We start from the raw sequence: 22659 nt of genomic DNA, 5'->3' as shown, positions 1-22659 counted from the left end.
ATTTTCTCCTCCCCCTCATTTCATGAAGGCCGGTCTTGCCGGTATGATCCTGTGTCTGAGGTGCGATACTCAACATAGTTACATATGAAACAAAATAGTTGCAAGTGAAACCAAGTCAATCGTAAAATCGTGTTGATAGCCAAACGGACGATGCTGAGGACCGATGAGCAAGCTGACCGACCTGAACGAGGATGTCTCGGAACTTATTGAAAACGCGGTTGAAACGGCGACTGAAGACGCCGCTTCCTTCGAGCTGGAAACGTTTTTTCCCTATCGGGTTCGGGTGTTTTATTCCGACGTTACACGGGCATTGTCGGCGGTTTATCAGCGCGATTACGGCATGATGCCGGCCGAGTGGCGCACCATGGCGATCCTTGGATCGGCCTCCTCAGGCCTGCAGGCAACGGAAATCGTCGCCCGCTCCAGCATGGACAAGGTGGTGGTCAGCCGGGCGGTCAAACGCATGGAGGAGCGCGGCTTCCTGGTGCGCGAGAGCAACGCCGCCGACGGCCGCAGCTTCCTCCTGAAACTTTCCGACGAGGGCCGGTCGGTCTATGAGGACCTCGGCCCCAAACTGAAAGCCGTTGAGCAGCGCATGCTGGACGGCCTGTCGGCGAGCGAGATCGAAGGCTTTCTGGAAGTGACCCGGCGGATCCGGGAAAATCTTGCCGGGGAGCTGGACGGGGTGAGCGATTAGGGCAAGCGGTCACTGGACGTGAAACACTGTTTTCAGCGGCACTCTCTGGCGTCACCCCGGCCAAGCGCGGCGCGAGCCGGGGCCCACTCGCAGTTCCGCTTGTCGAAGCGGTGCCAAATTGCGGCTCTGCCGTGCCGGAAAACAAAACGCTCTGGAAATGAGTAGGCCCCGGGTCTCGCGATGCTCGCCCGGGGTGACACCTGAGGGGAGCTTGGTCCTAAAAAAACCGCCCGGTGGTGGGACCGGGCGGTTTGAGCCGGCAGGAGGGGCATCCCTTCGGCTGATCGGACCGCGTTGCAGGTCGCGGTCCAAGGGTGTTATTGGGGCTATGTCAGGCCTTAGGTGACCGGAGCGCGGTAGTCGTCGGATGCGTTGGTACCGGCTTTCTCGTGGGTCCAGACGGCCTTGCGGTAGGTGAAGGACCACTTGTCGCAATCGCCGCGGGAGGCGTTGGTTTCGTCATTCACATCCGGCAGGATCGTCTTGCCTTCGACCAGGACGGCGTCTTCGAACTTGACCGTGTAGTAGTGTTCCTGAACGCCCGAGGTTGACGTGCGCCAGAACTGGACTTCGATTTCCAGGGTCTCGCCGGTGGCCAATGCCTGCCACAGCAACGGGGTGGCCTTGTCGACCGGCTTCATGAAAGAGGTCGGCATGTGGCGCCGTGTGGCGATGATGGAGCCGGACTGCGGGTCCCGCGGCACAACGGCGTGCTGTTCGAAGGCATAGACCAGGGATTCGCCTTCATGGCCTTCCTGCCACAGGTTGCCGATGCTGTCGGCGGTGGTGGCGTCGGACGTGATGTCGCCCTGGGTTGCGCCTTTGATGGTGACATATGCGATGTTGGACATTTTCAGTCTCCTTGGATCTTGCGTTGGTGTCTGTACTGCCTGTTGTCTTTTCGATTTCCGGGGCGCCGTGTTGTCCGGTGCCGATGCAAACAGAATTGCAACAGGCGTGCCAACTTGGCGAGACTTCCTCAGTTCGTTGATATTTAAAGAGAAAATCCCTTCAAGGCGAAAGTGTTAAAATGTGCAACTGTGCAGATTTCTGCACAGTCCTCCAGTTGATGCGAACAAACATGCGCAGTGAAAGTGTGACGAACATCACAAAATGAGATTTCGAGGAAAAGGGCCTGAGACGGGAGTGGATCTTGCCGCGAGATTGGTCGCGCCAACTGGTCGGTCTCTGGAAATGAGTGGGCTCCGGGGGAGGTCAAAGTCCGCATAACCCCGGTGTCACCCCGGCCAAGCACAGCGCAGAGTCGGGGCCTACTCGCATGTCCACTTGTTAAAAAAGGGAGGAAGCGGCTAAGCAGTGCCAAAGAAAGGGGCGCTCTGGAAATGAGTAGGCCCCGGGTCTCGCGTCGCTCGCCCGGGGTGACACCAGGGGGGAAGGTTTCAGGTTTCTGAAACCATGGGAGGCCAATCAGGTCCCCAAAAAAAGGCGGCCCGGGGCCGCCTTTTTCGCGTCTTGATGGTCTCGACCTAGTCGAGGCGGCCGCTGGCGTGGGCCAGCATGGTGTAGACCTTGCCGGTGTCCGAGGTGAGATACGTCTGGCCGAGCATGTTGTCGCGGTCATTGCGCGACACCTGGGCCAGGAGCTGCTCGAAATCGGCCACGTAGCGTTCCACCGCCGTGCGGAACTCAGGGTCGCGGGAATACTTCTGACGGATTTCGTCGAAGGTCTGCTGGCCCTGAAGGGTGTAAAGGCGGCGGGTGAAGACGTGACGCTCACCGTTGCGGTAGCGGTTCCACAGATCGACGAAAGTCTCGTGATCGATGGCGCGGGCAATGTCCACGGACAGCGAGTTGAGGCTTTCTACCGTCTGCAGCGGTGTCCGGCTCATGTCGGTGTCCGAGCTGGCATCGTCATCCCGCGAGGCGCGGCGCAGAAGATCCGCGACCCAGCCCTTGCCGCCGGAAGACCCGGCTGGTGCGGCCGGTTCCGGCTGCTGACGGCGCGGCTCGGCCGGGCGGACCGGCTGCTGCTGGCGGGGTTCGCTGACCGGAGCCGCCGGAGCATAGCTCGCCGGGGCCGGCTGCGGCGCAGAGTGTTGCTGCGGGGCAGGGGCGGCGCTGGCGGCGACTGCCTGGGCCTGCGGCCGGGAAATGTCCAGCGAGTTGGACTGCTTGGCAACGATTTCCGACAGCTCGGTGAGCGCACGGATCTGCTCGTTGACCACCTTGCGCAGGGCCGCGGAGGATTCCTCGGCTTCGTCCGGCAGGTTGAGCACACCCTGTTTCAGTTCGTTGCGGGTCGCTTCCAGTTCACGATGGACCTCGCGGGCGACGTCACGCATGCGGGTGGCCGCATCGTTGAAGCGCTCGGAGGCGTCGCTGACCGTGCGCGACATTTCCGAGATGATGTCGTCCTGGGCGGACCGGATGGCTTCGCGGGCCTTCTGGCCCTCCATGCCGGCGGTCAGGCGCATCGATTCGAACTGCTCGGCCACCTGCTTGGAGGCAGCTTCCGCGGCCGCCGACAGCATGTTGGCGGCATCGCGGGCCTTGTCGTCGGCCGATTCCAGCGTTTCCGACAGCGTCTGGGTGAAGGTCCGCATGAGGCTGTCGACGGCTTCGGTCTTGGACAGAAGCGTTTCGGCAACTTCCTCGATGGCGGTGCGGCGCTCGGCCACGCGGCCCTCGACGGAGCGGTTGGTCTCTTCCAGATGCCGGGCGGCCTTGGTCAGTTCCTCCGACTGGTCGCCGAAGCGGCCGGTCAGATTCTGGATGTCGGCCAGGGTCGTCTCGGTGACATCGCGCAGGTTGGAAACCTGCTCGGAGATCAGCGTCGTGGTCGCATTGGTGTCGGTCACGGCGCGGTCGACCGCGGAGCGGAACTCGCCGGCGCGGCGGGCCAGGTTGCCCTCCACTTCGTTGAGGTTCTCGCCGGCCGTTGAGACGATGCTCTGCAGGTTGGTGTTGCTTTCCTCGATCTTGTTGAGGATCTCGGTGACATCGGCTTCCAGGCGCTGCTTGGTGTCGCTGAGCAGGCTGGTCGCCTGGGCGCTGCGCTCGTTGATGCTGGCAACGATGCGGTCGCCGGCTTCGACCAGCGAGCGGGTCGCATCGAGACCGGTATGCGCGAAGGTGTCGGTGACATCCCGGCCCTTGACCGTGATCGCTTCCAGGATGGCGGTGTGGACCTCGGACAGGCGTCCAGTGAGGTCGTTGGCGCGCATCTCGATGGCGTTGACCAGTTCGTTGCCGTCGGTGCCGACGATCCTGGCGAGCTCGCCGGAGCGGGCACCGAAGGCCTCGTTGAGGCTGGTGGCCTTTTCAAGCAGCTCGTTGGCGACCTCGTTGCCGCGTCCGACCAGGAGGTCGGCGGCTTCGGCCACCGCGCTGTTGACCCGGGCGCGGACCATGCCGGCCTCGCTCGACATCTGACCGCGGATTTCCTCCAGGGTCTTGGCGAGGGTCATGCGTGCCTGTTCGCTTTCCGCGGACAGGTTGCCGGAGATTTCGGCGATCAGGCCGGACAGCTCGTTGCGGACCTTTTCGCTCTCGCCGGTGAGCGAGCCGGTGAATTCGGCCAGCGTGCCGGCATAGAGCGTGCGGGCATTCTCGCTTTCGGCGGCCATGGCACGGGCGGCATCGCTGACGGCGCTGAGCACCAGGTCGCGGATCTTGCCGCTTTCACCCGACATGGCGCCGGTGGCCTGCTGCATGGCCGTGGTGACCGCGTCGGCCGCCTTCTGGCTTTCGCCGACCAGTACGCCGCGGGCCTCGCCCACGGAGCCGAGAACGATCTGGCGCATGCGGTCGCCTTCGCCGGTGAGCTTCTCGGTTGCCTGGGAGAGGGCGCCGTCGACGATTTCCACCGTCTTGGTACGCTCTTCGGCCAGGGTCTGCACCGCGGCGGTGACGGCTTCCTGAATGACGTCGCGCAGCTGCGTGCTCTCGGTCGACAGGGTCGCGCCGGCTTCGGAGATCACGGCCGTGAGGATGTCGCGGGCGCGCTCGCTTTCACCGGTGAGCGTGCCGGAGATGCTTTCCAGGCGCTCGTTGAGGATGGTTTCCAGCTGGGTCGCGCGGCTGTCGAGGGTCTCTGCGACCTCGAACACCTTGGCGCCCAGGGAGACGTTGATCTCGGCGATACGCTCGGAAAGGGACTCGGTGAGCTCCTCGCTCTGTTTGCCGAGCACGTTGCCGGCTTCCGCCAGACGGTTGTCGAGGGCCGAGGTCATCTCGTCCTGACCTTCGACAAAGGCCTGCGCGATTTCCTTGGTGCGGTTGATCAGCGTCTCGGAAATCTGGCGGGCCCGGGCATCGAGGGTCTCGTCGATGCGGTCGGTGCCGCTGGTCATGGAAGCGGACAGGAGTTCCGCTTTTTCGGCCATGGAAACAGCGGCGCCGTCAACCCGTTCGGACAGCGACTTGCCGATGTCTTCGGCGCGTTCCGCCAGGGTGTTGCCGGCTGCCTCGATGCGCTGACCGAGCTGCAGGGTGATCGCATCGGAGCGGTCGGCCAGAACATCGGTGATGTTGCGGGTCTTTTCCTCCAGCGCGTCGCTGATGCCCGTGGTGCGGTTCTCGATCGCGTCCGACAGGATCTGCGTGCGGGCTTCCAGGGTAGCCTCGAAGGCGGCCGTGCGCTGATCCAGGGTCAGATCCAGCGTGTTGATGTGGCTGCCAAGCGACGCATCCATGGTGGAAATGCGCTCGCTGAGCGACGTGTCCATGCCGGTGAAGCGCTGCTCAAGCGAGGAGTCCAGAGTGCTGATCCGGTCGGTCAGCGTCGCATCCATCATGGTGAAGCGCTGCTCGAGCGAAGTGTCCATCGTGGAGATGCGCTCGCTCAAGGTGCCGTCGATGGCCGAGTAGCGCTGATCCAGGGACGCGTCCATGGCGGCGATGCGGTCGCCGAGGGAGGCGTCCATGGCATCGATCCGGGCTGCGAAGGTCGTGTCGAGCGTGCCGAGGCGTGAATCCAGGGCTTCGGACAGGAGCAGGGTCTTGGTGTCGAAGGCGTCGATCAGCTGGCCGCCGCGATCTGTGACAATGGTCTCCAGCTCGGTGAGGCGGGTGGACAGGCCTTCCTGCAGCGCCTGGCCGCGGACTTCCAGCGTTTCGGCGATCTGGCCGCTGATCTGGTTGATGTCGCCGGCAACCCGGTCGCCGCGGCTGCCGATCAGTTCGGCCAGCTGCGTTCCGGTTTCGGCCAGCTTCAGCGTGAGGGCGTTGGTCTGCTCGCCAAGACCGGCGGCAAAGGTGCCCGAGACGCTTTCCAGGGTCTCGCGGAAGCCGACGGTCTGCTGTTCCAGGATCGTGGCCATCTCGTTGCTGCGGGCCGCCAGGCGCTGGTCCAGCTCGGCACCGTCGATGGAGATCGCGGTGTAGATGCGCTCGGAAATATTGTCGAATTTCTCGGCCAGTTCGCCGCCGCGTACCGTGATGGTCTCGGTGAGGGAACCCGCGGTCTCGTCCAGCTTGGAGGCGATTTCGCCGCCGCGCAGGGACAGATCGACCACGATGCTCTCGCCGGTGCCGCGCAGGATCTCGGCGACTTCGGTGGAGCGGCTCGACAGGGTCTCGACAATTTCCGCGCCGCGGATCGAGATGGTGTCGGTGACCGTCTGGCCTTTTTCCGAAATGCTCTCGACGACCCGGTTGCCGGTTTCGGCCAGGGACTCATCCAGCGAGGTGACGCGGCTGTCGACGGTGGCGACCAGTTCCTCGGTGCGCGAGGTGATCGTGTCTATCAGGCGGCCAGAGGTAAGCGACAGGTTGGCGTTGATCTCTTCGCCACGTGCCGTGATGATGTCGCCGACCGTGTTGCCGGTGTTTTCCAGGGTCAGGCGGAACTCGTCCGCCTTCTCGCTCATGGAGCTGATCACCGAGGTGCTGGACGTGGCGAGGGTCTCGTTGATTTCCGTGCTGCGCGCGGACAGGGTTTCCACGAAGGTGTTGGCCGTGGACGCGAAGCGTTCGTTGACGTCGTTGCCGCGGGCGGTCAGCGTTTCCCACATGGTGGCGCCGGTTTCCGCCAGGCTGTCGACAAGGTCGTTGCCGGTGGTCGACAGGCGGGCGACATAATCCTCGGCACGCACGGTCAGGCTGTCGACCAGTTCGTTGCCGGAAGCATTCAGCGTCGCCCCCAGGGATTCAATGCGGCTGTCGACGGTCGCCGTCAGTTCCTCGACGCGGCTGTTGACGGCATCGATCATGCGCTGGGTTGCCAGATCGACGTTGCTGCCGAGTTCGCCGGAGGTGCTGGACAGCTGCGAGGCGAAATTCTCATGCGCGCCGGCGATTGTCTCGCGCACGCGCTCGGCGTTCATGACGATGGATTCGCGCTGGCTGACCAGTTCCTCGATCAGCCCGCGGATCTTCAGTTCGTTGTCATTATAGGAACGTTCCAGCGAGGATACCTCGTTGTGTACGAGAACCTCCAGTTCGCTGGCCCGGGCAATGGCGCGCTCGATGCCGTCGCCCATGGCGGCGACTTCGCGGCGGATGGCCTGGCCGACACTCAGGATGCTTTCCTTGGCCATGTCTTCCGGCTCGGCCAGACGCAGGGCGACCTCTGTCATGCCGCGGGCGACAATGCGCATTTCCTGCGCGCGCCAGATCATCATGGCCATGACAAAGAAGAAGATGATCGGTACGACGATGCCGACGGCCGCCAGGATCATCTCAGGAGAAGCCAGCAGTGCCTGCGGATCGGTGAGGGACGTGACCTTGTCTGAGAAGGCGCTCATGAAGAGGCTGCTGCCGAGCGCGGCCCAAAGGGCGCTCAGGGCCAGAGCCCCCCAGAACGGGGCGGAGGAGGGACGGCGCTGCAAGGCATAGATGAGGCTGCCGATGTTGCGCCGGTCGTCGTTGGCTGCGGGTGGGCGTCCACCACGGCCGCGGCGGCGCGACTGGCGCTCCTCCCGCTGGGTCGTGCCTTTGGTGTCCGCCTCGGCCCGGTGCGCGGGTTCCGCTTGCGCCGCGCTTGCCTGGGCCGCCGGTTCGGACAGCATGGTTTCCGGTCCGCCGAAATCGAGTTTCAGGGCCTCTTCCACTGCTGACAGGGCTGCTTCCGCCGGATCTTTCGCCTTTGTCGGATTTGCCATTTAGGGTCGCCTCACATCCGTACTCATTACACACCGGTAATACACCCGGACTGCCGGGGGCAGTCCGTTACAGTTCTCTACCGGATGCGTCCTCGTTGCGCGCCGCCCACCGTGACAGCATCGCAAAACCTGTTCGTGGTGGAGGGCCGCCGCTGACCGACCGCGAACTTTTCGTTCGACGGTTCTCTCCCCACCTTGCCGCATCAGTAACTGTAATGGCACACTCTCTCCTAACGAACAAGAAACGGCAATAGCGTGAGTCACTTAGGGGGCGGTCCGGATGTCAGAATCGAAGGCGGGCGACGTGGCGGAAGGTGCTGAAATCGCGGTTGGAACGGCTGCGCTCAAAGCGAGCAAGCTGACGGCGCCGCAAAAGCGCTGGTTGCAAAAGGGGCTCGATCAACCGGGAGGCAAGCTGCCGCTGTTCGACGATCAGGGTAAGGAAATTCCGGCGCGCACAATCCGGGCCTGTGTCGAGGCAGGCTGGGCAGAGCCTTGGTTTTCCAACCCAATCAAGCCCGATTGGCTGGTCTGCAAGCTGACGCCTGCCGCAGTCGAGGTGCTCTCCGCAAGCCAAAAAGGTAAAAAAAGTTAACGCCGAATCAGATGATTAAAATTTTAGCGATTCGAAAAACCGGCGGAAATGCAAGGGCTTTTTTGAGCGTGTTTCGAAAGGCGCGTTAATTCGCGTTAACCAAGAAATCAATTTTTTGGGGACTTCCGCGCATTCAGCCGGTTTCACGAACCGGTTTAACCCGCTGTTTGCCGGTTGAGGCTCACTCTGACTGACAGTGAGAGCTTGCGGCAGGGTGCCGTCAGGCATGAGTTGAGTAGTTTGGAGCACCCTCATGGCCCATTCTTCCCTGGCCCGCGTTGCCGGCCGGACCACTCCGGAAGCACCGATCGATCTGGTGCAGCTGGCAACCAACACCTTGGGCAACCGGGACCTTGAGGTCCAGGTCCTGCATCTGTTCAAGTCGCAATCCGCCGGCACGCTCGAGCGGCTCGCGCGGGAAAGCGATGCCACGGTGCGGCGCGATCTTGTGCACACGCTCAAGGGCTCGGCCCGGGCCATCGGCGCGGAAAAGGTTGCGCTCGTTTGCGAGACCCTGGAAGGTGAAATGCAGACGGATGCGGACGCGCCGACGGACGGGCTGGCAAGCGTTGTGAATGAAGTCAACGCCTATATCCGGGATCTTCTGGACAGCTGACGCAAATACCGGTGGCAGAATGCCGCGCGGAAACGGCACGGTCCTTGACCTTTTGCGCCAAATCTTTATGTCGGTCCTTGAGATGTTCAGAATTCAGGGCTTGGACGCGACATATGCCGAAAATCACATACGTAACCGCCGACGGAAACCAGACCGAAGTTGAGGCCGCCGAAGGCTCCACGGTGATGGAAAATGCCATCAAGAACATGGTTCCCGGCATCGAGGCGGAATGCGGCGGCGCCTGCGCCTGCGCCACCTGCCACGTCTATGTCGACGAGGCCTGGAGCGGCAAGACCGGCTCTCCGGAGCCGATGGAAGAGGACATGCTCGACTTCGCCTACGACGTGAAGCCGACCTCGCGCCTGTCCTGCCAGATCAAGGTCACCGGCGATCTGGATGGCCTCGTCGTGCATATCCCGGAGCGCCAGGCCTAAGGCCTGGGCAAACAAATCCATCAGCACATTTTGCCTCATCCTGAGGAGCGCGCCCGCGCGCGTCTCGAAAGGGCCGCGTCTTGTTACCGAGCGAGCCGCGGGTCTTCCGAGACGGGCCTGCCGCGCTCCTCAGGTTGAGGTTTTTGTTTGGGGTGTTGGTCGGGTGAGAACAGGGCAGACCGTAGCCAATTCCGAACGCTCAGGACTGGCACGGCCTCTCCACCGTCATTCCGGACGGTCTGCAGCGCAGCTGCATGACCAGATCCGGAACCCTGCGGATACTTTGCGCCTTATGCGCGCCTTTATAAAAACAAATCAGTTGCTTGTTTGGATTTGTGCTCGCTTTCGCTTGCGCTGATGCGCTGGGTTCCGGATCAGCGTGCAGCGCTGCTGCACTTGTCCGGAATGACGAGTTGACAGGCAACGAAATACGTAAAAGGGCGGTCGTTGGACCGCCCTTTTTGCGTGGTGTCAGCTTTCTTCAGCAGAACCGTCTCACTCCGCCGGCTGGGCCGCCTGCTTGCGGTACCAGAAGTCAACTTCGTGGCCTTCTTCCGGATGGCTGGGGATCAGGCTGGCCAGAAGCAGGCTGATCACCGCCATGCCGGCACCGGCCAGGAACACGGCCGCCGGGGAAATCAGCCAGATCAGGCCAAACAGCACCGGGATGAACACCGCTGCAATGTGGTTGATGGTGAAGGCGACACCTGCGGTCGGCGCGATGTCGGCCGGGTCGGCGATCTTCTGGAAATAGGTCTTGATGGCGATCGCGATGGCGAAAAACGCATGGTCGATCACGTAGAGGCTGGCGGCCAGGGTGGCGTTGGTGACGAAGGCATAGGTCACGAACACGCCCGCCAGACCGACATATTCAAAAATCAGCGCCTTGCGCTCGCCGAAGCGGACGATCAGCTTGCCGAGACTCGGCGCCAGCAGCATGTTGAAGGCACCGTTCAGGAGAAACAGCAATGCCAAATCGTCGACGTCGTAACCAAAGCGCTCGACCATCAGGAAGCCGGCAAAGACCGTGAAGATCTGCCGCCGCGCACCTGCCATGAAGGTGAGGGCATAATAGAGCCAGTAGCGCTTTTTCAGGATCAGCTTCTTGTGCTGCGGCACGCCCTCGCGGAAATGCGGATAGGCCATCATCAGGAAGGCCAGCACTACGAGCGTCAAACCGCCGGCAATGGCAAAGACGACCGTGAAGGAGAGGTCGAAGCGTTTCCAGGCTAAGTAGATCAGGCCATAGGCGATCAGCTGGGCAAATGCCCCGACCGAAATGATCTTGCCCATGCTGGCGGCGGCCGTTGCCTTGGGTAGCCATTGCAGCGACAGCGACTGGGCCATTGTCTCGTAATAATGAAAGCCGATCGACATGATCAGGGTGGTTATGTAGAAACCCATGGCCGTCGGGAAATAGCCGGTGACGGCGACACCGACGCCCAGGAGCAACAGCGAGACATAGGCAAGGGTCTGCTCGCGCATCAGCAGCAGCAGATAGATCGCCAGAAAGCTCAGAAAGCCCGGGATCTCGCGGATCGATTGCTGAATACCGATTTCGCGGCCGGTGAAATCCAGCTCCTGAACCGCGAAATTGTTCATCAGGTTCCACCAGGCCGCAAAGGACAGCTGCATGGCGCCTGCCATGATCATCAGGAGAACCGCCGGCGAGCGCCAGCCAGTCATTTCATTGGGATGGGCGTTTTTCGTGAAGTAGGTCATTCCGTAGCCAGATAAGAGAAACAGTCCGACAGCGCTGTGCCTTGCTTTTAAGCCGAAGGGCGTGTTGCGTGTTAGCGCTGTTTTGTCATGATATGTTTCCGAGGCGCCAAATTTTCGACAGATGGTCTATTTCCTCTGGACAGACGGCGGCTGAAATCGTGCCGCGCCGAGTGATGTAAAGGTTGCTTTACATTCTGTGCGGGATGTGAGAGGTAAAGCTTGCTTTATATTATGATCCGGGAGCCGGAGATGACCAAATTTGATCGCCTGTCTGCAAGATATACATTTGAAGCCTTGTCTGCCGCGGTTCTGTTCCTAGCGGTCAGCTATTTTGTGCAACCTTTTCTGGAAGCAGATCGTCCCTTGGCCGAGCTTGCCGGCCTTGCGGCCCTGTCGGTCCTGCCGATGGCACTGGCGATGTGGTCCGTTGTCCGCTTTTTCCGAAATGTGGACGAGCGGGAGCGGCATATCCTGGCGACTGCGGGCGCCATAACGGTCATGGCCGGCGTGCTGGTCGCGATGTTCCTGGCAAAGCTGGACGGGGTCCTGACCGTCAATCTCAATTATTACGCTGCTTTTCTCATGATCTTCTGGACTGGTGCGACCCTGATCGTGCGCTGGAGAAGCTGATGGACAATTATCTGAAGCGGCTCCGGGCCGAACAGGGCTGGTCCCAGGCGGATCTTGCCGAAAAGCTCGACGTCTCGCGCCAGACGGTGATTGCCCTGGAACGGGGAAGATACGATCCGAGCCTGAAACTCGCCTTCCGACTGTCGAAGGTGTTCGGCCTGCCGATCGAGCAGCTGTTCGAACCGGACGAGGGCTGATTGCAACCGCTGTGCAATTGTCGGCAACGCCTGTAAGATCCGCGCCATGAGCATTCATCCCGAACTTGCCGAATTCCCGACCGTCGCCATTCCCGGCCCGCTGATCGGCTATGCCAAGAGCCAGCCGGCCGGGCAGGGTCACAATGGCTGGCACTCCCATGATGCCGGCCAGTTGTTCCATGTGGTCAAGGGCTCGATTGCCATCGACACGGAGATGGGCACGTTTTTCGCGCCGCCCGAGCGGGCCGTCTGGCTGCCCTCGCGTGTGCCGCACCAGACCCGCTATCTGACCGATACGGAAATCCGCTACATCTATGTGCAATACGACCATGCGCAGGATCTGCCGCAGACGGCGCAGGTCATCCAGGTGACCACGCTGCTGAGGGCGCTCATCCTGGAATTCATGTCCTATCCGCGCCTCGAGACCGCCGAGGGACCGGCGGCCCGGATCGCCGCGGTAATCCTTGATCAGCTGAAAATGCTACCCGCCGCGCCTTTGCAGCTGCCGATGCCGCAGGATCCACGGCTGCGCGACCTTTGCGAAGCCCTGGTACGTTGTCCGGCGCATATTCCCTCGCTCAGCGAAGCCGCCGAGCGCTGCACCACCTCGGTGCGCTCGTTCGAGCGGCGGATCAAGGCCGAGACGGGGCTGAGCTACCGGACCTGGTGCCGGCAGGTGAAACTGTTCCGGGCTCTGGAACTGCTTGCCTCAGGGCGCAGCGTCTCCGATGTCTCGCACAAGCTCGGCTATGAGGGGCCGAGCGCCTTTGTGGCGACCTTCAGGAAATCCTTCGGTGTGACGCCGGGCCGCTACTTCGGCGGCGAAGCCGATTGATCCTTGTCATGGCGGGCACACGTTCCCCGCCGCAAGAATGGCTCAAACCATCTTGGGGAGTCATCAGATGTTCAAGAAAGTTCTCGTACCCGTCGATCCCGCCGAAACAGGCTTTGCAGAAGACGCGCTCGCAAAGGCGTCGCAAATCGCGCGCGACTACGGCGCCAAGATCCATCTTCTGGCGGTTTGCCCGGAGGTCCAGAGCTTTGTCGCCAGCCAGCTGCCCGAAGGCTGGCAGGAAACAGAGTTTCAGGAAACGGCCAAGATTCTCAATCAGATAGCCGAAGGCCTCGACGCGCCGGCCGGCTCGGTGGATGTCGCCGTGCGCATGGGCTCGGTCTATCACGAGGTGATCGAGGAAGCGGAGCGGTCGGCCTGCGACCTGGTGCTGATGACCTCGCACAAGCCGGGCTTGTCGACCTATTTCGTCGGCTCCAACGCGGCCCATATCGTCCGGCACGCGCCGTGCTCTGTTCTGGTTCTGCGTGGAAAATAAGCGCTTGTCAGCCAGTGCGCGTCAGCAGCATGGCAATGGCGATGTAGCGGAACGGATAGCGTTCCGGATTGGCCTTTAACAGCTCTACGGCCCTGTCGTAGATCCGATCGACGAGCCTGTCCCTGTCCGCCGTCGCGGGCAGGGCGGCCTTGAGCACGGCTTCGGTGAAAGCGCGGAAAAAATTGACGTAATCCGTTGCATAGCGGTCCAGGTCGCCGTCGGCCGCATAGCGTTCGTTGAACGGCACCGCGACCTCGTAGGATTTTGTGTCCTCGATCTGAAAAAGACCCGACGCCCCATATCGATCCTTTGTGACCGGGGCAGTCAGTTCCGCCAGGGTTCGCATATAGACCGCCTGATAGTAACGGTCATAGGTCTCCGCCGCGATGTCACCGGTGCCGACGGAGGCCAGAACGGCGTCGTTTAGGAGGTCGTAGATGCCGTCGCAAGTGCGCGCGTCCTCATTGCCGCCGAATACCTGAACCAGCAGCTTGCCACCTGGCACAAGCTCACGGGAACGGGCTTTCAGGAAGGCACCGACATCCCGTTTCGCCTGATCGGCGAAGGCATTTCGATCTTCTTCCGAAACGTAACCGTTGCCCCGCGCGGTGCTTGGACCGTTCGGGAGAATATAGCCCGGAAGGCTGTCGACCGGGCGGCGTGACAGGAACCCGATCGCATTGAAAGTGGTTGCCAGATGCACGGAGCTGTCGGGCAACAGCTGGTCGAACATGGACCCGCCGACCGCTGCTGAGAAAACCTGTTCGCTGTCGAAGGCTTTTTGACGGCCGGCGCCAAGGGTCAGGAACAGCTTGGAAAAATCGTTGCTCGGCAGGTCGGAATGAACGGTCTGGACCGGCCGTTTCGTGCGCGGCAACAAGATGGCGAGAGCCTGCTGCATCACCGCGATCGAGTTACGGCCTTCCGAGCAGCCGAAATCAGCCAGGCCGACGGTTCCCGTGCCCTCAATAGGGAGCGACGCGGCGGCCTTGTTGACGAGGGGCAGGACGGCCTCGATTGCCTTCCATTGGGCCGCGGAGTTCGCATCGTAGAACCCGCCGCCGATCATTCCGGAGGTGGTGCTGTGAGGTGTAAACGGGGTTCCGCCCGTTTGTTTGCTCACCGCGCCAGTTCCTTCATCGCCTCGGTGAGGCCTTCCACGGTCATCGGGAACATGCGGCCCTCCATCAGTTCGTTCAGCATCTGGATGGACTGGGTGTAGTGCCAGTGCTGCTCCCGGACCGGATTGAGCCAGATCGCGCTTTTGTAGAGCCCGGTCAGCCGCTGCATCCAGGCAGCGCCCGGTTCCTCGTTCCAGTGCTCCACCGAGCCGCCCGGATAGGCGATTTCATAAGGGCTCATGGAGGCGTCGCCGACAAAGATGATCTTGTAGTCGGCCGGATACTTGTGCAGCACGTCCATGGTCGGAATGCGCTCGGTGTGGCGGCGGCGGTTCTCCTTCCAGACATATTCGTAAAGGCAGTTGTGGAAGTAGAAATGCTCCATCACCTTGAACTCGGAACGGGCGGCCGAGAACAGTTCTTCGCAGATCCTGATATGGTCGTCCATCGAGCCGCCGATGTCGAAGAACAGCAGCACCTTGACAGCATTGTGCCGCTCCGGGCGCATCTTGATGTCGAGCAGGCCCTTGTGGGCGGTCGCGCGAATGGTGTTGTCGAGATCGAGTTCGTCGGCCGCGCCGGTGCGGGCAAAGTTGCGCAGCCGTTTCAGGGCGACCTGGATGTTGCGGGTGCCGAGCAGCTGGGTGTCGTCGAGATCCTTGAACTCGCGCTTGTCCCAGACCTTGACCGCACGCCGGTGTCGGCTTTCCTTCTGGCCGATGCGCACGCCTTCCGGATTGTAGCCATAGGCGCCGAAAGGGGAGGTGCCGGCCGTGCCGATCCACTTGTTACCGCCCTGGTGGCGCTTTTCCTGTTCCTTCAGGCGCTCGCGCAGGGTTTCCATCAGCTTCTCGAAACCGCCAAGGGCCTCGATCTGGGCCTTTTCTTCTTCGCTCAGGTGCTTTTCGGCGAGCTTTCGCAGCCACTCTTCCGGAATGTCGGTCAGGGGCACGTCGCTCATCAGCTCCAGGCCCTTGAAGACATGGCCGAACACCCGGTCGAACTTGTCCAGGTTGCTCTCGTCCTTCACCAAAGTCAGGCGGGCGAGGTAATAGAAATCCTCGACGCTTTTCTCGGCCAGATCCCGGTCAAGCGCCTCCATGAGGGTGAGATATTCGCGGAGCGAAACCGGGATGCCGGCAGACTTGAGTTCGCTAAAGAAGGTGATGAACATGGGGCGAAGGTAGCCGCGCCCAACGGCTCTGTCGAGATGGCAATTGAGCGGCCGGTGCAGCCGCTCACCGGGTCAATTTCGGATCAGAAAGCGACCTTGCCACCGAGGCGGACGGTCGCGGACAGGGTCTCCGCGCTGTCATAGCCGCCTTCGATGCCGGCCAGGAACTTGGCGCCGCCATTCGATTGCCAGACGGCATTGGCGGCGGCAAAGCCGCGCACCACCGTGTCGTCATCGTCGATGGACAGGTTCAGGGCGGTTCCCGACACATCGCCGTCAACGTCGTCGCTCAGGGTGAAGATGCCGTCTATGCCGGCTGCAACGCCGAAATGAAACGCGCCGGTGTCGCGCATGATCGGTGCGAAATCGTATTCAGTCTGGCCGCGGAGCTCCGCAACGTTAACGGATCTGCCGGAGACAGTCAGGCCCGTGTTGCTCTCCGTGGCGTCACCGGTCTGCCAGAGGCCGGAATAGCGTGCCCGAATGCTCGGCGTGAAGGTGCCCTGCGCGGACGCAAAGGCATGGCCCAGCCGGATCGTGGGGCTGACAAACACATAGTCATAGTCGATGGAGACATTCTGGACTCCGCCAGCGACCATGTTGTTGAGGACGGAGACGTCTTCGTCGCTGCCCAGATAACCGCCGAGCAGACTGAACTGCGCGAAGGTGGCCTGCCAATTCCGGGTGACATAACCACCGGCGAAAACGCTGTAGGATTCGGCGGAATGGACGTCATTGTCGCTGTCGGTCTGGCCAAACGAGAAACCACCGGTCACGCCGGCCCGAAGGTCCGCGCCAAAGCCGCGTTCCGCACCGCCCATCAGACCGCCGAAACTGTGGTTGAAACCATCGCTGCCGCTGCGGTTCAGCACACCGCCATAGAGCGTAGCCCAGACTGACCAGCGATCTGCGACCGTCTGTGCGGGCGAGCCGTTGGTGGCGACAAAACCCGTTTCGCCGAGACGACTCAGATCCATCTGCCGCTCGGTGACATCCGCCAGCTCGCGCGACAGGGCGGTGAAGGTCAGCGCCGTGGTGCCGATCTGAAAGTCGTCCGGATTGAGATAAGTGACGGTGTTGCCATTGGTCCCGAAGACCAGGTCTCCGGAAGTCACTGTGCCGGGCACGCTGGAAAAGCCGAAGATCGCGGTCCGGTCGCCCGCATAAGAAAAGGACGCGGTCGAGGCGTCGGTAAACGTCATTTGGCCAATGATCAGGGACCCGTCCCTCAGGGTCACTGTGGCATTTGCGCCGTTGATGTAAATGGCCGAGCCGTTGTCGGAAGATATAGTTCCGGAATTGGTGACAGTGGCATTGTCGCCGACGATCGAAACGCCGTGACCCGACGCCGCGACTGTTCCGGTCCGTGCCCCGGTGTTCTCGATATTGCCGGTGTTGGTGACCGTTGCGTTGTCTCCGGTGATGCCGACGCCGTTGCCGTCTTCGCCCGACGCTGTGATCTGGCCGGAATTGTCGACATCGGCATTGTCGTTGTCGACCTCAATCCCGAAAGCGTTGCTGCCGCTGACCGAAATGGTGTCGAAGCTGGTGTTGGATATGGTTGCACCGCTTCCGGTGGCGCTGATGCCATGCGCTTCCGCGCCGGAAGTGTGGATAGAGCCGGTGTTGGCAATGGTTGCGCCGTCACCATCGGCGTCGATCCCGTGCCCGCCGTCTCCGGTCGTCGTGATCGACCCGCTGTTGGTGACGTTGGTGTCGTCGCCATCGGCGTCAATGCCGTGCGCGTCCAACCCGGCGGTCGTGATCGAGTTCGAGTTGAGGACAGTCGCCCGGTCGCCATCGGCGTTGATGCCGTCGGAATCTTCGCCCTCGGTTGCAATGGTACCGGAGTTGGTCACTTCCGAGTCATCACCTGTTGAGCCGATGCCGAAGGCATCCTCACCGGTGGTGGTTATTGAACTTGAATTCAGGACGGTCGCGCTTGCACCGGACGTGAAGATAGCGTCGGAATCTTCGCCTGCCGTCGTGATCGTGCCAGAGTTGGTGACATCGGCGCGATCTCCGAGGGCTCCGATACCGAAGGAACTGAAGCCGGTCGTGGAGAGGGTTCCCGAGTTGGTGACGGTGGAATCGTCGCCCTGGGAGCCAATGGCCGGAGCGCCGCTTCCTCCGGTGGTGATCGAGCCTGTGGCGGAGTTGGTTATGGTGCTGCCATCGCCTTTGGACTCGATCCCAAGCGCACTGTCGCCCTGAACGGAGATGGTCCCGCTGTTGGTGATGACGGCGTTGGTGGCGCCGCCGTCGGAATCGATCCCGGTGGCGTCGTCGTTTGTTGTGGTGATGGTGCCGCTGTTGGTCACAACGGCATTGGCGCCGTCCGCATCGATGCCGTGGGCGTCGTCGCCGGTCGTCGTGATCGTGCCGGAGTTTGTGGCGCTCGAGTCGTCTCCGGCAATATTGATGCCATCTGCATCGTCGCCAGTCGTGGAGACCGTACCGGAGTTGGTGACTGTCGCGTCATCACCGTCGGTGCCAATGCCGAAAGAGTCGTCGCCTGTGGTGGTAATGGTGTCGTTGTTGATCAGCGTGGACGCTGCACCGTCGGAATAGATGCCAAAAGCATCTTCTCCGGTGGTCTCGATCGTACCGCTATTTGTGGCCGTGCCGTTGTCGCCGAAAATATACATGGCATCGGACTGAAAACCGTTGGTGAAAATACTGCCAAAGTTTTCCGCACTAGAATCGTCACCATCGAGCTCGATGCCGGTCGTGAAATCGCCGTCAAGATCGATGATTCCCGAATTGACCACAACCGCGTCGTCTTCCGTCGTGACGATACCGAAAATGAAGTCGCCGGTGCCGGTAATGGAACCGTTGTTGGAAATATTGGAATTGGTGCCGAGGGACCCGATGCCCGCAAGGGAGGGGCCGCCCGTGCGCTCAACAAAAATGTCGCCATTGTTGACGGCCGTCTGGTCGTCGTTGTCGAGGACCAGGCCATCCTCGTCGGTGACGTCAATCGTGCCACCGCTGTCGATGGTGCCGGTGTCGCCGACATCTGTCAGCGTTTGTGTAGTGGTAACCGTCGTACCGCTTGGGATTGTGATGTCACCGGCATGGGCCGTCGCGGACATGGCAACCCACAGCGCGCAACTTGCCAGCAACGCCTGTTTCATGTGGTTAGCCCCGCGGCCGGGCTTGCGTTTGCCGGTCATCCCTGACGCCTTTTGATTTTCTTAATTTTTATCTTATTTCGCGAGCAGCACGAAGCGAAAACGATTTGCCGGGACAGGTCTTAAGAGGTCCGTTGTAAATGCACAACAGACGGGATGCGTTTTGACGTTAAACTAAGGTTTAATTAAGTTTTTTCAACATGTTAACTGTTTCCGTCTGTGTCCTGTTTATTCGCGAGCGACGTCAGTTCAGCCATGAAATCCTTCACGCTTGGACCGGTTCCTGCGATGAAGGGGGCCGGGCGGCAGACAGAGATTGCGGCAATCCCGATGCGCGCGGTCAGGAGACCGTTGATGACACCTTCTCCCAAACGTGCCGACAGCCGGGCCGCAAGACCATGCCCCAGAATCTCCGAGGCGAGGCTGTCTCCGGCGGCCATGCCGCCTGTGACGGCCAGGTGGGCGACCACGTGCCTGGACAGGCGCAAAAACCCGAGCGTGCCCGGCCGGCCGCCGTAAAGCGTCGAGATTCGGCGGATGATTCTGAGGTTTTCGAAAAGCACCATCAACAGGTCGACCAGGGCTCGCGGGCTTACGGCCGTGACGATGGAAACGCGCTTGGCGCTGTTGAGGACGATCCGGCGCGCCTCCAGGTCAAGCGGGCTCAACAGGTCGCGCTCGGCCAGTTTGACCAGGTCGCGCCCATCGATGACTTCATGCATATGTCCGGCCAGGGCCTTGCGGCCCTGAGCCGTTTCCGGGCGGTCTGCGTAAAGCGCCATCAGCTCCTTCAGTCCCGCCGTCGCGGTTCTTGCATCGTCGTCGTCGGCCGCCGTTCTGAGCTTGTCGCGCAGGTGGTCGATCCGGCCGAGCCGCGCCAGCCCGGCCAGCTCGCGAGCGACCAGTCCCAGAAGACCGAGGGCCGCCAGGGCCGCCAGGGCGACGGCGAGCCAGCCCAGCCAGTCTGTGCGCGCGAAGAGATCGCGGATCAGGCTGTCCACCGCCAGTCCGATACCGAGCGAGACCAGACCCGTCAGGCCGACCATCAGCCATTTGCCGAAGCCGAAACCGCCTTTCGGCGTGCTGGCGGCGCGGGGAAGGCGCGGCTCTTCGTCGTCGAGGAAAGCCTGGGTGATCAGCGCTTCGTCGGCCGAGGGTCTCCTGCTGTCGTCGTCGGTCAGGCGCACCTTGCTGTCGTCGAGGCGGAAAGCTGTCGGCTTGCGGCCAGGAGGCGTTGACGATCCGCTCATGCCAGTCGATCTCCGATCAGAAATTCAAGGGCCCGGTCCAGCCGGATATGGGGCAGAGACAGGGTCAGGCCTTCCGCCGTGGTGTCGAGTTCGGGCGGACGGAAGCGCAGAAACTGAAGATTCGCCTGAGCTGCTTGAAAACTTGGTCGAGTCTCCTCGGAAACTGAATCAACTTTGGCAAAAAGTGATTCAGGATCCTGGGGCAAGTCCCCAGGAAACATCGCGATTTCCGTCCCGCCGTCATAGGTGTCGCCATTCAGGCGCTCGCCCGGCAGCGGGGTGCCGAGGATGGCCGGCAACTCCTCCCCACGATGTTTCACGGTCGCTTCCCGGGTTGCGCGAACGGCAGCCATGGCCAGCACCTCCACCTCCGCGCCCTTGAACCGCGCCCGGTTCTCGGCGCGCGCGACCAGACGTTTCAGGATCGCTTGCAGACGGTCGTGATCGGTTCGGTGCAGGTGGTCCGCCTTGGTGGCGGCAAACAGGATGCGGTCGATCCGGCGCGTGAGGATGGAGGAGAGCCAGCTGCGCCTGCCTGGCCGGAACGCGCCGAGCACTTCGCTCAGGGCGACTTCCAGATCGGCAACCGCGTGAGGGCCCGCATTCAGCGCGTGCAGCACGTCGACCAGAACGATCTGGCGGTCGAGCCGGGCAAAGTGGTCCCGGAAGAACGGGCGCACGACATGCGACTTATAAGCTTCATACCGCCGTTCCATCATGGCGCGCAGGGTTCCGGTCCGTGCAGGCGCGGCGTCGGCGGGCAGGTCCAGAGGCGCGAAGGTCAGGGCAGGAGAACCGTCCAGGTCGCCGGGCATGAGAAACCGGCCCGGCGGCAACATGGACAGGGCGTGCGCGTCGGCGCGGCAGGCCGCCAGATAGTCCTTGAAACAGGCCGCAAGTTTCTGCGCGGCGGGCTCGCTTTCAGGCGCGTCCGGATCGGTTGCCGCAAGCGTGTTCAAAAACGGTTCGGCGATTTGCGCGCGGCTGGAGGCAAGGGCGCGCTGCAAGGCTTCGGCGGAGAAGGTGGCGTAGTCCTTGCCCAGAAGCGGCAGGTCGAGAAGCCACTCGCCCGGATAGTCGATCAGGTCCAGATGCAGACGTCCAGGTCCGAGCTTTCGGTAGAAATAGGACGCGCTTTCATAGTCGATGGTCAGGCGCAGTTCTGAGACCTGGCGGGTAGAGGCAGGCCAGACCCTGTCCTTAATCAGCGCGTGGACATGAGCCTCGTAGTCGAACCGGGGCACAGCGTCGTCCGGCTGCGGCTTGAGCTGCGCGCCGGTCATGCGGTGGCCAGCTGCGGCCGCGAACAGCGGCAAGCGGCCGCCGTGAACGAGATTATGGACAAGCGCCGTCAGAAACACGGTCTTGCCGGCGCGGGCGAGACCCGTCACGCCCAGGCGAACGCTCGGCACGGCCAGATCGGTCGCCGCGTCAGCCAGGTTGGCCAGTGTCAGCCGGGTCTCTTCGGTCAGTGTGGTCAGTCGGTTCACAAGGCGCCTCCAGCGCGTTCATGTAAGCGCAGGGCAGGCCAAGTGCAATTGCCGATCTAAGCCGGTCAGTCGAGATCGTCCCGCAGGTCACGTGGTTTGATGAACCGCTCCAGGTGGCCGGTGCCCGGCTGGAGTTCGCTCCAATCAACAATGTCAAAATCGATCACGGCAAGCGCCGCGGTCGGATATTTTTCCTTCAGATCCGCCATGGCTGCACTGTCGCCTGTGCCGGTGAGCGTGAGAGCCGTGTCTTCGGTGGCCGGATTGTGCGCGATCACCATCAGGTTCTGGGCTCGGCCGCCGTGTTTGCGGATGAGACCGAGGTAATCGTCTTCGCTTTGCAGGTAGAGGTCGGACAGAAGATGGATCTGGGCTTCCTGCTGCAGACTGGGCAGAACCCGGGCCAGCGTTTCGCGGGCGCGCTGTGCCGTTGAGCACAGGATCTGATTGGGCAGGAGGCTCTGATCCTTGAGATAGCGGGCCATCTTCAGGGATGCGGCCTTGCCCCGGCTGTTCAGGGGGCGGTCGATGTCGGCCAGGGCGGTGTCGCCCCAATCGGATTTGGCATGTCTGAGCAGTAAGAGCCGCATCTGTGTTTCCAGCTTTCTGAGTGGCCGCGGAGGAAACGCCAGCGCAGGCCTTTCGTCAAGGTCAGTTCTGGTTGGCGAGGGCCTGTGTAAACGCGGTCACCGCAGGACCGATATCCACTTCCTGTGTCGGCAGCGTATAGGACAGCCACAGCGTATAGTCCGCTTTCGCGCCGGAAAAGTACCAGAGCGTTTCGCACAGATTTGTCGGTGTCCAACCGCGCGTGCGGAAAGAGATCCCGGAGGCGGCGGCACCGGACAGCTTGATTGGTTCGAATCCGGCAGCCTTGTAGTTGCGCGAGAAGGTCAGCGCCTCGCGCCGCCCTGTGCCTTCAAGATGTTTGCGCAATATGGCGGTGATGCCGTCGCGGCCCGTATAGACACAACCGGCAAGGCTGACTTCGTTGCCTTCCATCACCTTGATCCGGTAAAAGCGGCCGATCATGTCGGGACAGCGCAAACCTGTGAAATGGCGCAGGCCTTCGACATCGCTTTGCCAGCCGGCATCCTGTTCGGGAGGCACCTGAGCCCGGACCGGTGCCAACATGGCGACGCACAAGAGCACTGCCGCAAACACCCGCATCAATTGGTCCGTCGGCCGGTGCGCCAAAACGTTC

18 protein-coding genes are annotated in these 22659 nt (G+C 61.9%); 8 read left to right on the top strand and 10 right to left on the bottom strand.

Features of this window, described 5'->3' with window-relative positions; all coding sequences use genetic code 11:
• Positions 1–163: 163 nt before the first annotated feature.
• Positions 164–697, top strand: a complete 534-nt coding sequence (locus M0H32_RS22275) for a MarR family winged helix-turn-helix transcriptional regulator (protein ID WP_248157746.1) — start codon at positions 164–166, stop codon at positions 695–697.
• A 338-nt stretch (positions 698–1035) separates the two neighbouring features.
• On the opposite strand, the gene M0H32_RS22270 is transcribed toward M0H32_RS22275, so the two are convergent.
• Positions 1036–1548 (bottom strand): Hcp family type VI secretion system effector, encoded by a 513-nt coding sequence (locus M0H32_RS22270; RefSeq protein ID WP_248157745.1) that lies wholly within the window; start codon positions 1546–1548, stop codon positions 1036–1038.
• 636 nt (positions 1549–2184) lie between these two features.
• Entirely contained in the window at positions 2185–7761 is a 5577-nt protein-coding gene (locus M0H32_RS22265) for an apolipoprotein A-IV repeat region-like domain-containing protein (RefSeq protein WP_248157744.1), read from the bottom strand.
• A gap of 280 nt (positions 7762–8041) precedes the next feature.
• On the opposite strand from M0H32_RS22265, the gene M0H32_RS22260 reads away from it, so the two are divergent.
• The 3 genes from M0H32_RS22260 to M0H32_RS22250 all read left to right on the top strand — a co-directional run bounded on the left by M0H32_RS22260 (position 8042) and on the right by M0H32_RS22250 (position 9406).
• Positions 8042–8356, top strand: a complete 315-nt coding sequence (locus M0H32_RS22260; RefSeq protein WP_248157743.1) for a hypothetical protein — start codon at positions 8042–8044, stop codon at positions 8354–8356.
• A 253-nt stretch (positions 8357–8609) separates the two neighbouring features.
• The gene (locus M0H32_RS22255) at positions 8610–8972 is read left to right on the top strand and encodes an Hpt domain-containing protein (RefSeq protein ID WP_248157742.1); all 363 of its coding nucleotides are present in this window, start codon (positions 8610–8612) and stop codon (positions 8970–8972) included.
• A gap of 113 nt (positions 8973–9085) precedes the next feature.
• Positions 9086–9406, top strand: a complete 321-nt coding sequence (locus tag M0H32_RS22250) for a 2Fe-2S iron-sulfur cluster-binding protein (protein WP_248157741.1) — start codon at positions 9086–9088, stop codon at positions 9404–9406.
• Positions 9407–9901: 495 nt separating this feature from the next.
• On the opposite strand, the gene M0H32_RS22245 is transcribed toward M0H32_RS22250, so the two are convergent.
• The gene (locus M0H32_RS22245; protein WP_248157739.1) at positions 9902–11128 is read right to left on the bottom strand and encodes an MFS transporter; all 1227 of its coding nucleotides are present in this window, start codon (positions 11126–11128) and stop codon (positions 9902–9904) included.
• Positions 11129–11377: 249 nt separating this feature from the next.
• Here M0H32_RS22245 and M0H32_RS22240 point away from each other — a divergent pair, with 249 nt between their 5' ends.
• The 4 genes from M0H32_RS22240 (at position 11378) to M0H32_RS22225 (ending at position 13286) form a co-directional block, all read left to right on the top strand.
• Complete coding sequence (locus M0H32_RS22240) at positions 11378–11758, top strand: hypothetical protein (protein WP_248157737.1); 381 nt, start codon at positions 11378–11380, stop codon at positions 11756–11758.
• Positions 11758–11955: a helix-turn-helix transcriptional regulator gene (locus M0H32_RS22235; protein WP_248157735.1), complete on the top strand. Its 198-nt coding sequence runs from the start codon at positions 11758–11760 to the stop codon at positions 11953–11955. Before M0H32_RS22240 ends, M0H32_RS22235 begins: the two co-directional genes overlap by 1 nt.
• Positions 11956–12001: 46 nt before the next feature.
• On the top strand, positions 12002–12790 hold the full coding sequence (locus M0H32_RS22230) for an AraC family transcriptional regulator (RefSeq protein ID WP_248157733.1): 789 nt from the start codon (positions 12002–12004) through the stop codon (positions 12788–12790).
• Between the two features lie 67 nt (positions 12791–12857).
• Entirely contained in the window at positions 12858–13286 is a 429-nt protein-coding gene (locus tag M0H32_RS22225; protein ID WP_248157731.1) for a universal stress protein, read from the top strand.
• A 7-nt stretch (positions 13287–13293) separates the two neighbouring features.
• Here the strand turns inward: M0H32_RS22225 and M0H32_RS22220 are convergent, their stop codons facing one another.
• From M0H32_RS22220 to M0H32_RS22190, 7 genes are all read right to left on the bottom strand, one after another.
• Positions 13294–14409 (bottom strand): class I SAM-dependent methyltransferase, encoded by a 1116-nt coding sequence (locus M0H32_RS22220; RefSeq protein ID WP_248157729.1) that lies wholly within the window; start codon positions 14407–14409, stop codon positions 13294–13296.
• On the bottom strand, positions 14406–15581 hold the full coding sequence (locus M0H32_RS22215) for a vWA domain-containing protein (protein WP_248157726.1): 1176 nt from the start codon (positions 15579–15581) through the stop codon (positions 14406–14408). Before M0H32_RS22215 ends, M0H32_RS22220 begins: the two co-directional genes overlap by 4 nt.
• Positions 15582–15664: 83 nt before the next feature.
• Positions 15665–18718 (bottom strand): beta strand repeat-containing protein, encoded by a 3054-nt coding sequence (locus M0H32_RS22210; protein ID WP_248157724.1) that lies wholly within the window; start codon positions 18716–18718, stop codon positions 15665–15667.
• Between the two features lie 200 nt (positions 18719–18918).
• Positions 18919–19965 (bottom strand): YcjF family protein, encoded by a 1047-nt coding sequence (locus tag M0H32_RS22205; protein WP_248157722.1) that lies wholly within the window; start codon positions 19963–19965, stop codon positions 18919–18921.
• Positions 19962–21455, bottom strand: coding sequence for a YcjX family GTP-binding protein (locus tag M0H32_RS22200; RefSeq protein ID WP_248157720.1), 1494 nt, complete (start codon positions 21453–21455; stop codon positions 19962–19964). The genes M0H32_RS22205 and M0H32_RS22200 overlap by 4 nt, the downstream gene beginning before the upstream one ends.
• 65 nt (positions 21456–21520) lie before the next feature.
• Positions 21521–22045 carry a SixA phosphatase family protein gene (locus M0H32_RS22195; protein WP_248157718.1) on the bottom strand — a complete coding sequence of 175 codons (525 nt, stop codon included), beginning with the start codon at positions 22043–22045 and terminating at the stop codon, positions 21521–21523.
• A 61-nt stretch (positions 22046–22106) separates the two neighbouring features.
• Entirely contained in the window at positions 22107–22625 is a 519-nt protein-coding gene (locus M0H32_RS22190; RefSeq protein WP_248157717.1) for a hypothetical protein, read from the bottom strand.
• Between the last annotated feature and the right edge of the window lie 34 nt (positions 22626–22659).

Origin of the sequence: Roseibium sediminicola, assembly GCF_023156505.1 — a bacterium.
GTDB lineage: Bacteria > Pseudomonadota > Alphaproteobacteria > Rhizobiales > Stappiaceae > Roseibium > Roseibium sediminicola.
Note: the sequence above shows the minus strand (reverse complement) of the source record. Positions and strands in the feature narration are given on the sequence as shown.